At 43.2% G+C, this 13,478-nt stretch carries 13 protein-coding genes; 12 read left to right on the plus strand and 1 reads right to left on the minus strand.

From position 1 onward, the window contains the following. Positions 1 to 33: 33 nt before the first annotated feature. The 12 genes from CS562_RS11820 (at position 34) to CS562_RS11875 (ending at position 11,807) form a co-directional block, all read left to right on the plus strand. Positions 34 to 1,422 (plus strand): sugar phosphate nucleotidyltransferase, encoded by a 1,389-nt coding sequence (locus CS562_RS11820; protein WP_099855833.1) that lies wholly within the window; start codon positions 34 to 36, stop codon positions 1,420 to 1,422. Further along, the gene (locus CS562_RS11825; protein ID WP_099855835.1) at positions 1,419 to 2,750 is read left to right on the plus strand and encodes a UDP-glucose dehydrogenase family protein; all 1,332 of its coding nucleotides are present in this window, start codon (positions 1,419 to 1,421) and stop codon (positions 2,748 to 2,750) included. The genes CS562_RS11820 and CS562_RS11825 overlap by 4 nt, the downstream gene beginning before the upstream one ends. A gap of 39 nt (positions 2,751 to 2,789) precedes the next feature. Continuing rightward, positions 2,790 to 3,707, plus strand: a complete 918-nt coding sequence (locus CS562_RS11830) for an LCP family glycopolymer transferase (protein ID WP_099855836.1) — start codon at positions 2,790 to 2,792, stop codon at positions 3,705 to 3,707. 42 nt (positions 3,708 to 3,749) lie between these two features. Next, entirely contained in the window at positions 3,750 to 4,316 is a 567-nt protein-coding gene (locus CS562_RS11835; protein ID WP_257219465.1) for a VanZ family protein, read from the plus strand. Positions 4,317 to 4,403: 87 nt separating this feature from the next. Beyond that, entirely contained in the window at positions 4,404 to 4,922 is a 519-nt protein-coding gene (locus tag CS562_RS11840; protein WP_099855840.1) for a hypothetical protein, read from the plus strand. 243 nt (positions 4,923 to 5,165) lie between these two features. Next, the gene (locus CS562_RS11845) at positions 5,166 to 5,417 is read left to right on the plus strand and encodes a hypothetical protein (protein WP_099855841.1); all 252 of its coding nucleotides are present in this window, start codon (positions 5,166 to 5,168) and stop codon (positions 5,415 to 5,417) included. 32 nt (positions 5,418 to 5,449) lie between these two features. Continuing rightward, positions 5,450 to 6,358, plus strand: a complete 909-nt coding sequence (locus CS562_RS11850; protein ID WP_099855843.1) for an ABC transporter ATP-binding protein — start codon at positions 5,450 to 5,452, stop codon at positions 6,356 to 6,358. After that, on the plus strand, positions 6,351 to 7,148 hold the full coding sequence (locus CS562_RS11855) for an ABC transporter permease (protein ID WP_076291511.1): 798 nt from the start codon (positions 6,351 to 6,353) through the stop codon (positions 7,146 to 7,148). The genes CS562_RS11850 and CS562_RS11855 overlap by 8 nt, the downstream gene beginning before the upstream one ends. A gap of 221 nt (positions 7,149 to 7,369) precedes the next feature. After that, positions 7,370 to 8,443: an AI-2E family transporter gene (locus CS562_RS11860; RefSeq protein ID WP_099855963.1), complete on the plus strand. Its 1,074-nt coding sequence runs from the start codon at positions 7,370 to 7,372 to the stop codon at positions 8,441 to 8,443. 201 nt (positions 8,444 to 8,644) lie between these two features. Beyond that, a complete protein-coding gene (locus CS562_RS11865; protein WP_076291512.1) occupies positions 8,645 to 9,040 on the plus strand; it encodes a GntR family transcriptional regulator in 396 nt (131 codons plus the stop codon). Positions 9,041 to 9,382: 342 nt separating this feature from the next. After that, positions 9,383 to 10,165, plus strand: coding sequence for a DUF1648 domain-containing protein (locus CS562_RS11870; protein WP_180287107.1), 783 nt, complete (start codon positions 9,383 to 9,385; stop codon positions 10,163 to 10,165). Positions 10,166 to 10,217: 52 nt separating this feature from the next. Next, positions 10,218 to 11,807, plus strand: a complete 1,590-nt coding sequence (locus CS562_RS11875; protein ID WP_099855844.1) for an alpha/beta hydrolase family protein — start codon at positions 10,218 to 10,220, stop codon at positions 11,805 to 11,807. Positions 11,808 to 11,950: 143 nt separating this feature from the next. Here the strand turns inward: CS562_RS11875 and CS562_RS11880 are convergent, their stop codons facing one another. Continuing rightward, positions 11,951 to 13,297 carry a hemolysin family protein gene (locus tag CS562_RS11880; RefSeq protein WP_099855846.1) on the minus strand — a complete coding sequence of 449 codons (1,347 nt, stop codon included), beginning with the start codon at positions 13,295 to 13,297 and terminating at the stop codon, positions 11,951 to 11,953. Between the last annotated feature and the right edge of the window lie 181 nt (positions 13,298 to 13,478).

A 13,478-nucleotide genomic window follows, 5' to 3' on the forward strand; every position in this document is an offset into this window, starting at 1 on the left:
TGCGTGTAAAATATAGAGAGTGGAGTGATAACCATGAGAATCGTACTTCTCTCCGGTGGATCAGGCAAGAGATTATGGCCCTTATCCAACGATACGAGATCGAAGCAGTTTCTGAAAGTACTGGAGGGCCCTGAAGGGCAGACTGAATCCATGGTTCAACGGGTGTGGAGGCAACTGCAGCATACGGGATTAAGCGAACAGGCCACGATCGCAACGAGTAAGCCGCAGGTGGAGATTTTACGGAGTCAACTGGGAGATGAGGTTGATCTTGTCGTAGAGCCAGAACGCAGAGATACCTTTCCTGCAATTGCCTTGGCAGCTGTGTATCTGTACTCGGTACAGGGTGTCAGTCTGAACGAAACGGTTGCTGTACTTCCCGTTGATCCCTATGTGGAGGAATCCTTTTTCTATAAAGTTACGGAGCTTGAAGGAGTGTTAGATGAGTCTGGTGCGGAGCTCGCATTAATCGGGGTAAAACCCACGTATCCTTCAGAGAAATACGGTTATATCATTCCTGATCCCCATGAAACCGAAAAACATAACCATTACGCCAAAGTATCACGTTTTCAAGAAAAACCCTGTGAGACTGAAGCGGCAGAGATGATAGAACAATCTGCCCTTTGGAATTGCGGGGTTTTTGCATTCAAGCTGAACTATCTGATTAATCTGCTGATCTCCCTTGAACTGCCAATTCAGTATGAAGAGATGCTGAAACAATACGGAAGATTACAGAAAATTAGCTTCGATTATCAGGTAGTCGAAAAAGCCATTCACATCGTGGTTACACCTTATGAGGGATATTGGAAAGATCTCGGCACATGGAATACGCTGACGGACGAGATGAGTACCCATATTGTGGGCAAAGGTGTTATGACGAACAGTTCTGTGAACACACATCTGATCAATGAGTTGAATATTCCGGTGTGTGTGTTGGGGGTTTCCAATCTTATCGTTGCGACCAGTCCAGATGGAATTTTGGTCAGTGAGAAAGAAGCAAGTCCACAGATTAAAGAGATTCTTAAGGATGATACCCAACGCCCTATGTATGAGGAACGCCGCTGGGGTTGTTACAAAGTGCTTGATTACACGCGTAATGCCAGAGGAGAAGAGGTATTAACCAAACGCATTATCGTTGGGGCGGATAAAAATTTTTCTTATCAATACCATCTCAAACGAAATGAAGTATGGACAGTTGTTTCGGGTCAAGGCGAACTGATTCTGGATGGTGAACTGAGATTGCTTAATCAAGGGGATGTCATTTCGATTCTGGCAGGTAGTAAACACAGTGTAAAAGCCGTAACCGAACTTGAAATTATAGAAGTTCAGCTGGGCAGTGAGCTGGTGGAAGAGGATATCGTGCGAATCGAGATGGAATGGGCAGATATTATCCAAAATTGCGTGAATTGGGGGAAAACAAGATGAATATCGCGGTGATTGGAACAGGGTATGTAGGTCTTGTATCAGGAGTATGCTTTTCGGAGATCGGTAACCAAGTCATCTGTGTGGACAACAATGAGGCCAAAGTGGAGATGCTCAACGAGGGCAACGTTCCTATCTATGAGCCAGGCCTCAAAGAGTTGATGGCTTCCAACATGAAAGCAGGAAAACTATCGTTCACCTCCAATATTGCTGAAGCGATTAGCCAGTCGGATATTATCTTTATCGCTGTAGGCACGCCTTCTCTTCCGAGCGGTGAAGCCAACCTGAGCTATGTGGAGCAGGTAGCTATAGAGATTGGAAGTCACATTGAAAGCTACAAAATTATCGTGACCAAAAGCACCGTTCCTGTTGGCACCAATGATCGTGTTCGCGAGCTGATTAGCAGTATTTCATCTCAGCCTTTCGATGTGGCTTCTGTTCCCGAGTTCCTCCGCGAAGGATCTGCGGTTAATGATACGCTGAATCCTGACCGGATTGTCATTGGAACAAACAGTGATCGCGCGATTAAAACACTAAAAAAACTTCATCGGCCATTGACCGAGAACTTGATCATTACAGATATTCGATCAGCCGAAATGATTAAATATGCTTCCAATGCATTTCTCGCAACCAAAATCTCATTCATTAATGAAATCTCGAATATATGCGAAAAAGTAGGAGCTGACGTTACACGAGTAGCCGAAGGTATGGGTTACGATAAGCGTATAGGAGCTTCCTTTTTGAAGGCAGGTATTGGTTATGGAGGTTCATGCTTTCCAAAAGATACACAGGCTTTAATTCAGATCGCAGGCATGGTCGATTATGATTTCAGACTGTTAAAATCCGTTGTCCAAGTAAACCAGGATCAGCGTTTTCATATCATTCACAAACTGGAAGAGGCGTTGGGATCTTTAAAAGGAAAAACCATTGCTGTCTGGGGATTAGCGTTTAAACCGGAGACAGATGACGTGCGTGACGCTCCAGCGATCGATATCATTCAGCATCTAAGTGATGCTGGAGCAGTAATCAAGGCTTATGATCCCATTGCAACTGCAAATTTCCGTAAAGAGGTAGATGTCGCCTCCATCACGTGGGAAGAGAATCCACTTCATGCTGCTGAAGGAGCAGACGCCTTGTGCGTGTTGACTGAATGGAAGGAATTCGCTCATATCGATTTGAAAGAACTGGCCGAAATCATGAAGGATCCAATTATGATTGATGGTCGTAATTTGTATAGTGCTGAACAGGTTCAGGCATCTAATCTTCAATATTATTCTGTTGGTCGTCCGGGTTTGACGAAGCTGGAAGGGAAAACGGCAGCAATCATTTAACCGCTATTCATCATCTTGAATGTGAGTGAGGAAGAACCCATGAAAAAGTGGATGAAAGTTACCATCTGGATTGTTTCCTTTTTTGTAGTTGTTGTGTTTGGTTATGCCATATATCTCTACCAATCCGTTAAATCAACCGCTGACCAAATTTATGAGCCTAGAAATCCTGTAAAGCCCGTCTCGGTCACAGATAGCAGAGGTGGGCTACAGGTGGACATCAACAGCAAAGAGCCTTTTAACGCACTGATTTTGGGCGTGGATGAACGTCCGAATGATCGAGGACGCTCGGATACGATGATCGTATTGAGTGTGAACCCCGGGAAAAAACAAGTGCTCATGTTTAATATTCCGAGGGATACACGGACAGACATTGTGGGACACAACACTGTAGATAAGATCAATCATGCTTATGCCTTCGGAGGCGTGGACATGTCGGTAAGTACCGTCGAGCAATTTTTGGGAGTCCCTATTCATTATTATATGAAAGTGGATATGGAGGGCTTTGCCAAAATCATTGACCTGGTCGGTGGCGTGGACGTAAACAATCCTTTTGCATTTGATTATGAGGGCCAGCGTTACGATCAAGGGAATATTCATTTAGATGGTGTTGCTGCGCTCGGTTTTTCAAGAATGCGCTATGATGACCCGAAAGGGGATTTGGGGCGTAATGATCGACAGCGTGAAGTTCTGAAGCAGATGCTTAAGAATACGATGCAACTCTCCAGTGTACTTCATATCCAAAATATGCTGGATGAACTAGGTACTCATGTCAGAACGGATGTTACTTTTGATGAAATGAAGGAACTCCTCCTCGATTATCGTAATGATCTGGAGAATGTAGATACGGTGGAGATTAAGGGTAAAGGCGAGAAAATCAATGGGATTTATTATTACATCGTGGATCAGCAGGAAAGGGATCGCATTCACGGAATAATTGAAGAACATTTGGAGAAATAAACTGAAAATGAAAGGCTTATGAAAGTGGTGAGAACCTTGCTTATGGAGGAGGATTACGGGAAAAGAAGACATAAGCATAGACGTAAACAACGACCTTATGTTTATATATTGTCCGTGCTGCTGATTGTGGCCTGGGTTCTGGTGATTTGGCACTTTTCGACCCAATCTTATCAGCAGCAGACCATCCAGCCTTGGCTGCATAAATGGTCTGAAAAGGTGAAGATCGGATACGCACTACCCGATGTGCAATTCACATACGGTGAGCTTGAATATTCTTTAAGACAGCGACCGTATGGTTTTGTTGAGTTCATTTTTCGGAAAAGTGCACATTTATTTGTATATGCTGTGCTGGCGGTGCTTATCTATGGTGGGCTGAGGTATAGGAAAATGCGCATGTTCACTTGTATGGCTTCAGCCCTGGTCGTAGTAGCGGTTATCGCCTCCATTGATGAATATATTCAGCAGTTCAGCCCTGACCGGACGAGTTCAATCCGTGATGTCGGCGTGGATCTGCTTGGCGGATGTGGCGGAATTGCCTTATATATAGGGGTTAATGTCGTTTTCAGAAGATTCAGGTCTTCAAGGCGATCGGCAGTCAAAAGAAAGTGATTTCCCAGGAAATGCTGCCCGCTAGTTCCCGCTTCTACTTGCTTGCCATCCATCATAAGTATGGAAGTAGGACAAGGGGGACGATGCATGCTGCGAAGAAGGAACCGGAATGCGTTACTTAAAAAGATCGGATTCATAGCACTTGTGCTGCTGCTGTTGTGGCTCATAGTCAGAACCATCCCATATCTGTTTCGTGCAGATGCACCGGATGAAGCTGCTGCCATTGCCCAAGAGTTTTACAAATATGAGCAGACAGGTGATTTCGGCAGTTCATGGGAGTTGTTTCATCCATTAATGAAAGAGCGCTTTCCCAAAAGCGCCTATTTACAGTCCAGAGCGCATATTTTCATGCAGCATTTTGGAGTCGAAACCTTTGATCTGGAGATGGAAAAACCGGAGCGGGAGTTTGACGTTACGGTAATTGATGGCGTTAAACCATTTGCAGAGGCGTATCGCATTGGTGTTACCCAGAAGTTTACGGGAACCTTTGGTCAATTTAAAATCGTGCAGAATTGTTATATCGTAAAGGATGGGGACGATTGGACATTGCTTTGGTATTATCCGAAGAATGGAGATACCGAAACTGAGCATGACATAACTGAATGATAGTATTAACCCATACTATGTACCGAATTGTATCATTTGTACTTGAAAAGGCTCTATGAATGCGAGACTTTAGTCGCATTTATGGAGCTTTTTTTGCATTTCATTTCTTTTTAAACCTGTAAGGGGTTGACATTAGTCCCGGTGTCAAGTAAATTACGAGTTAGATACAAATTGTATCAAAATTCAGCGTCTAACGACAAATAACAGGGACTTCAATGCTCCTTGTGAGGGGAAGGAATATCATTGATCGAAACGGACCGCTTTTACTGTGTCAGTTGTGGGATGATTGTGTCGGTCGCTAGGGGCTCTGTCGAACTAAAGGAAGAGGACTGTGGAGGCAATCACGTATTTCGCACCGGATTTTATCGGAGTGAGATGCCGCTTGGATGCTGTGAAGCGTGTGTAGTTCATACGAAACGTCAGGGGAAATCCCAGTTTGCGGGACAATATACTAAAGATTATGATACACTATCTTCATATGAGAAGCGGGCATGATGTGAGTGTCCGTTGATGAAGGAGGAAATGGAATGCAACAGGAGCCGGTCGTCCGTCTTCAGGGCGTCAGTAAAATCATCTCCTCCCGATCATTGGTCAGTGACCTGACTCTGGATATTTCTCCGGGGCAGGTTTTTGGTTTTTTAGGACCCAATGGGGCGGGAAAAACAACAACGATTCGAATGATGGTAGGGCTGATGTCCATCAGTCAAGGAGATATCATTATCGCGGGACACAGTGTGAAGAATGAATTTGAGCAAGCCATAGCTCAGGTTGGGGCTATTGTTGAGAATCCAGAAATGTACAAGTTTCTGACTGGATATCAGAATCTCGTTCACTTTGCCCGGATGTCACCTGGTATTACGAAAGAACGCATTGCCGAGACGATTGAACGTGTTGGGCTTACAGCACGCATTCATGACAAGGTAAAAACCTATTCACTAGGTATGCGCCAGCGTTTGGGCGTGGCCCAAGCCATATTACATAAACCAAAGTTATTGGTATTGGATGAACCCACCAACGGACTTGATCCGCAGGGAATACGGGAACTTAGGGATTATTTGCGCCAGCTCTGTCAGGAGGAAGGGATCACAGTCTTTGTATCCAGCCACTTGCTGTCCGAGATGGAATTGATGTGTGATACCGTTGCGATTATCCAAAATGGCAAATTGATTGATGTAAGAAATCTAAAAGCTGAGGCAGGAGTGGACGTACTTACTGAAGTTGCTTTTGAAGTAAATGATGCATCACGTGCAGCCGAACGAATTAGCGAAGCTACAGTTCAGGGCAATGCCATTGTGGTTCGTTTATCTCGTGAGCAGATTCCGGACTTGAATGCGAGGCTGGTCAGTGAAGGGTTTCAGGTATATGGTATCCGTAACGTAACCCATACGCTGGAAGATCAATTTTTGCAGGTGACTGGGGGCGGAAGCATTGAGTAATTTCGGTAATCTCATTATGAATGAAAACATGAAAATTTTCCGTCGTCCGCGTACTTGGATTATGTTATCCATTCTGGCATTGATTTCGCTGTTGATGCCGGTTCTGCTCAATGAAGGCATGGGATCTAGTGAGGTCCCATACTGGCAAGCAGCTATTACAACCGTTCAGATTGTCTTTTTCCTGAATACCATCTTCTGTGTCGTTATTGCAGCTGAAGCGGTAGCTGGTGAGTTCACCTGGGGAACGATTAAACTTCTGCTGATTCGTCCGTGGTCGCGCAGCAAAATACTGGCATCCAAATATTTGTCCGTGATTGGGTTCAGTATTCTGAGTACGTTACTTGTTGTTATTCTGGCAACCGTAATGTCGTATATGCTGTTCTCTCATTCCGTAACTCCGGATGGAAGCGGTGCTTCTGCATCACATGCATTTGCACTATGGGGATATCTGTACGTGGACTTGTTTATTACGCTCGCTATTGCCTTTATGGTCTCCTCCGTGTTTCGTTCGGGAGCTCTGGCCATCGGTTTGTCTCTATTTATCATGTTTACACAGAATTTGTTCTCATTGATCTTCAATCCCGTTCGTTACGAATGGGCCAAGTATGTTCTGTTCAATAACATGGATCTCAGTCGCTATATGAATTCAGCGGCGGATTATGGATTGCTTGGCGGCGATGGAAATGCAGGTATGACACTTGGCTTTTCTATTGCTGTTCTAGCTGTATATTATGTCATTTTCATGTTGATCTCATGGGTTGTATTCAACAAAAGAGATGTGGCAGGCTAATCGCCTGCTTCTTTTTTTTTGCCCAATTTCTATTTCGGGATAGAAAAGAGAGTATATTCAGCATCCGCTGTGGCATGACTAGCATTTAAGGGTACATATAATAATACATGAGAATACGACTTGGAATGGAACACGCTGCCCAAGCTGTATTAAGTTGCAATACATACATATTATCGCCGCAGTCGTATTTGGCAGAGCAGCGTATGGAGGGATCACGTTTCTTGATAAACAACAAGTTTTACCGTATATGCACAGCAATTATTTTGCTGCTGCTCATCGTGTATTTGGGGGATAAAGTCAACTTTATTTTCAGCCCCCTGACCTCGCTGATTCACATCATCATCATTCCGCTGCTGATTGCCGGTTTCTTCTATTATCTGCTGCGTCCGCTTGTCGACTATATGGAACGGCACAAAATGAAGCGTGCACTGTCAGTTCTTATTATTTACGTGGTGATTGCGCTGATTATGGCAGGATTCAGTGTGCTTGTATGGCCTTCACTGCGTGAACAACTGTTGAATTTTGTGGAGAATGCCCCGGTACTGGTTACTTCGCTCAGTGATCAGTTGGCTGAATTTGAGAAGAGTGGTTTCCTTTCAAAATATATACCTGAGGATTCCGATCTGTTCTCACGTTTCTCTGATTTTCTAAGTCAAGGAATTGCCCAGGTAACGGATTACGTATCCGGATTGTTCTCGGTTGTATCCAATCTGGTTATCATTCTGGCGACGTTCCCGATTATGCTGTATTACATGCTCAAGGAGGGCAGCAAATTTGGAACCAATCTTACACTGTTGCTCCCGAGACGTTACCGTAAAGATGGAGAAGAGACGGTCCATGAAATTGACGAAGCCTTAAGCAGCTACATTGTAGGTCGTGTCATTGTCAATGTAGCATTGGGCATCCTGATGTATATTGGTTTTCTCTTTCTCGGTTTGCCATATGCTTTACTACTGACGGCCGTATCCATTGTTCTGAATTTCATTCCATATGTAGGGGCCTTGCTGGCAGCCATTCCTGTTGTTATTGTGGGGTTCATAGAATCACCTTCAATGGCGATCTGGTCGCTTGTCATCATTGTCATCGCCCAGCAAATTCAGGACAATCTGATCTCTCCTTATGTCTATGGCAAACAGTTGGACATTCATCCGTTGACTACTGTCATCTTACTGCTTGTAGGTGCAGACCTGGGGAACATTCTTGGGATGATTATCGTTATTCCGCTGTATATGATTCTGAAAATTATAGTTCGCAAAATCCATTATCGGATTGTCGAAGATAAGACTGAACTTTGAATGGAATTTGAAATACAACTCTGTCATGTGTCACCACTAATGTTTACTCTTGAAACACATGGATAAGCCGCATATCAATGGTGAAGGGCCTGGTAACTTGCCCTCGCGATTGATATGCGGCTTTTTTTCATACTTATTGCTCACTCGTGTTATATCTGTTATACTTGATATATAACAGATAATAAAAAAGAAGGTGGACCCTTGATTATTCAACTGGATATGCAATCCGAACTTCCCATCTATTCGCAACTTGTTTATCAAATTATTGAAGGTATTGCTAGTGGCGAGTTACAGCTAGGTGAGGCGCTACCTTCGGTTCGAAATTTGGCAGCAGATATTGGGGTTAACCTTCATACGGTCAATAAGGCTTATACACTACTCAAGCAAGATGGATACATTCTAGTTCATAGACAAAAGGGAGTCGTAGTGAACCCTGATGGAATGCCTGATTTAACAGATGATTTTTTGAAAAAGCAGCAGAGAGAATTAAGACCGATTATTGCCGAAGCGATATGTCGCGGAATGACCAAAGAGGAACTATCTGCGGTATTAGACCAAATGTATGATGATGTAAAGATGGGTCACAACAAAGAATAAAAGAATCAAGGGAGTGTGTTATATATGCAACTATTTAGTATATTACCTATCATTTTAATCTTTGCTCCATTAGCCTTACTTCTATCCTTTGCACCATATTTGACAAGGGAAACCATCAGCTTTGGGGTTACGGTAAGTGAATATAATTATTACACACCCATCTTACGTAAGCTCCGGAGTATGTTTGCTACAGTAAGCCTGATCGGGAACGGGATTGTTATACTTGTCTGTCTGTATTTACTCCGATCTGCTAATGAAGAGTCTACCGCAATGATTACCGGTGTTTGTACAATGATATTCATTGTGTACTGGGCAACACTAAATATGATATTTCATTTCAAGATGAAAAAGCTAAAGGGAACACTTACAACTGTAGAAGCACCTCAACGGGTTAAAATTGATACCACCTTCCGCCAAAACAAGCTCACCTATTCCAACTATTGGTTTCTCATTCACTTTGCTATTATTGTAGCCATTGCGATCATTTCGATCGTGAATTATAAGGCACTACCTGACATCATTCCAATGAAATATGATCTTCAGGGCAATGTCACTTCCAGTGTGCCTAAAACCTACCTTTCGGTACTGGCTATTAATCTGGTACAGCTAGGAATCATTGCACTTATGATGTTGGTGAACTGGAGTATTAAAACAAGCAAACAACAGCTTACCCCGTCTGATCCTGCCCAATTCGCTGCTAAAAATATTCAATTCCGCCGTAAATGGTCCCTATTTACGATCATAACAGGGTTGCTTCTTACCATTTTATTTGCCTTCATTCAGATCAATATGTTCGTCCCTAATCTGGTCTTGTTGACAGCTATTAGCTTCATCACCCCTGTGGTGATCGTCTTAGGCGCTGTGTTGCTGTCTCTCACAGGCAGACAAGGCGGTGGGAAAATTCGGAATCATCAAGAGGATCGTGAAAGATCCAGGGAGCAGCCTGTGAATGAAGATGATAATTGGAAGTTTGGTTTTATTTACTTCAATAGCAATGATCCTTCTTTTACCGTAGAAAAACGTTATGGAATAGGCTGGACTATTAACTTCGCTCGTCCACTATCTTGGGTCCTGTTATTATTCATCATTGCTATTGTTGTTATAAGTATAGTCCTGAGCCAATAAACGCTCATATGTCTATGCATATAATAAAAATTGCTTAGGGGGAGTTATTACGATGAACAATTGGAAAAAGCTATTACTTTCTCTTATTTCTGCATGTCTCATCCTGCCAGTAACATCTATCTCTGCAGCTACTGAACAAACTGCTGATGGCAAAGCTTTAGTTCCTATTCGTGAGATTGCAGAAAAGAATGGGGCAGAAGTATCTTGGCAACAAACAACAGGACAAATCACAATACGAAAAAATGAGCTTACTATTGTAGTTAAGGTAGGAGAGAAACAGGCGATTGTGAATGGGCAAGTCTTACCCTTAGACAATCCTGTTGAGCTAACGAAAGGAGTTACCTTTATGGATGGGAGATTTCTTACCGAGACACTGAAGGCAGCACCTGAGGATATATTCATTTCACTTATTAGTGAGGGCAATGGCAAGGAAGCTGCGAAGTATGTTCATACCTCTGTTAGCGAAGTGTTGTCACCCACGTTGTTGAGTCAGCTATGGGCAGCATTAGAAGGTCAAAATGGAAAAATTTCAAGTGAAGCCATAGCTAAACACGTAGAAAATAACACAGTGCATCGCAATGTTACCTATACTTTTAAAACTGAGCTGACTCGTTTAAATATTACGGTCAGAATGAATCATAACGCACTTGTGGATGACTTGTACATTGCGGCCGCTACGCCAGATGTTTATCAAAAACCAAGCTATGACGATCCATCTGCTTATACAGAGCAAGATATTACCGTTGGTCAGGGTGATTTGGCTTTGCCAGGGACATTAACTTTGCCCAAGGGAGAGGGACCTTTCCCGGTTGTCATTCTGGTACACGGATCTGGGCCTAGCAATCAAGATGCTGCCATTGGTGGTGCAAAGCCATTTCGCGATCTTGCGGTAGGTTTAGCTTCACAAGGAGTTGCTGTATTAAGATATGATAAGGTCACATATGAGCATACCTATAAGGTCGCTTCACAGCCTAAATTCACGTTAAAACAAGAAAGTGTAAATCAGGTAGCCGATGCAGTAGATTTGCTTAAAAAGAATCCAAATATTGATCCTACAGCGATTTTTGTGGCTGGACATAGTCAAGGCGGGTTTGCAGTACCGTTAATCATTGCTGACGATAATCAGCATGATATTGCAGGAAGTATTCTGCTTGCTGCACCAAGCAGCAGCTTTGTGGATGTGCTTACCGAGCAGCAGGACGAATTGGTAGACCGGATGAAGCGGCTAGATTTAGACACGAAGATCATTAAAGAACAAGCTGATTTTTATAAAAATGTTGCTGCGATCGTTAAAGATCCTAAATATTCCGTAGATCATCTTCCTGAGGCGTTTCCACTTCAACCTGCTTATTGGTGGTTTGAGCAGAGAGATTATGTGCCTGCGGAACTGGCTAAAACACAAAATACCCCTATGCTTATTATCCAAGGCGAAAATGATGTGCAAGTGTCTATGAATCAATTCCAAAACTGGAAATCGGCTCTTCAAGGTCATTCCAATGTAACGTACAACAGCTATCCAAAGGTAAATCATCTGTTATCCAGCTATGATGGACTTTCCATTGGTCAAGAGTACGCTCAGCCATCTAATGTCTCCAAAGCCATTATCGATGATATTGCGAAGTGGGTATTAAAATCAAATTAAAAAATGGGACGGTAAGTTCCATTCTGGTTGAGTGATAACATGGGGAAGTAACACATTCAGCCAGAAATAATAAGAAGAGCACTTACCAAAGTAGGCAAGTGCTCTTCTTATTATATATGAAGTTGTTGCTTTATTTAGCCCAATTAGGCTCTCTTCTCGTCTTCATCAGTGTAGTCGGACATGGTCAGTGGTTCCTTAGGAACAACGGCGACTTTGTAGAAGCGATTTTTGTCTTTTTCCAGCAAAACGAAGGTCAGATTCTCGAACTCATATTCTTCCTGTTCATTCATCTCTGGACGATGGCTATAAAGCCATCCCCCAATGGTATCCCATTCGTCAGCATCCAGGTTTGACGTGAACATGTCGTTAACCTTGGACAAGGACACCTTGCCATCCATAATGACATAGTTTTCATTGATGACCTGAATATCCTCGACTTCGTCTGCGTCAAACTCATCCCGGATTTCACCGACAATCTGTTCAAGCACATCCTCAATCGTTACAATCCCGGAAGTACCTCCATACTCATCAACCAGAACGGCAATATGCACGCCATCCTTCTGCATTTTTTTGAGCAGATCCTTGACCGGTGTCGTTTCGTGAACAGCCGATACCGGCTGAATCAGGGAAGACAGATCGACAGGTTCGTCGTTTCCGTATAACTCCAGGAAAAATTGTTTGGTATTAATGATACCGATAATATCGTCTTTGCTCTCATTTACTACTGGAAAACGGGTGTATTGTTCTTGCCGGATAATATCCAGGTTTTCCTCGTTCGATCTATTGACATAAAGGCAGACCATATCAGTCCGGGGTACCATGATTTCTTTGGCAAGCATCTCATCAAAAGCAAAAATCCGGCTTACATATCCGAACTCAGCTTGGTTGATTTTGCCGCTCTCAAAGCTTTCATTGATGATAATCTGTAATTCTTCTTCGGAGTGCGCATCTTCATGTTCTGATGCAGGTTTGATTCCGAACAATTTGACCAGTTGATTCGCTGAGCTGTTTAACAGCCAGATAAAAGGATACATAATTCGGTTAAACCAGATGATAGGTGTAGACGTCAGCAGAGCAACGGCTTCGGCTTTACGGATTGCAATCGTTTTAGGTGCAAGTTCACCAACTACCACATGCAAATACGTGATGGCGACAAACGCAATAACAAACGATAAGAATGAAGAAACTGCCTCCGGCATGTGCATGCTTTCGAACACAGGATGAAGAATTTTCTCAACCGTGGGTTCTCCCAGCCAGCCCAGTCCCAGAGATGTAATCGTGATACCCAACTGACAGGCGGACAAATATCCATCCAAGTTGGCAACGGCTTGTTTAACAGCCAAGGCACGCTTGTTTCCTTCTGCAATCATTTGGTCAATCCGGCTCGGGCGAATCCTTACGAGTGCAAATTCCACCGCTACAAAAAATGCCGAAAACCCTATCAAAATCGCAACCAATGCTAAATTTAACGCATACCTCTCACTGTCCATTAACTAGTCTTCTCCTTTAAGTAATAAGTTTTTAACGAATATTATATCTAATTTTACGTAAGAAGACCACCTTCCGATCAAGAAAAGAGGAAGAGTCTGGAAGGCCGTGTGCTCGAAATGGCGATGGAATGCTGATCCGCATACTGGAATGAATCATATGTAGAGGGGAACACAGTCAGAA

Origin of the sequence: Paenibacillus sp. LK1, from assembly GCF_002750415.1 — a bacterium.
GTDB lineage: Bacteria > Bacillota > Bacilli > Paenibacillales > Paenibacillaceae > Paenibacillus > Paenibacillus taichungensis.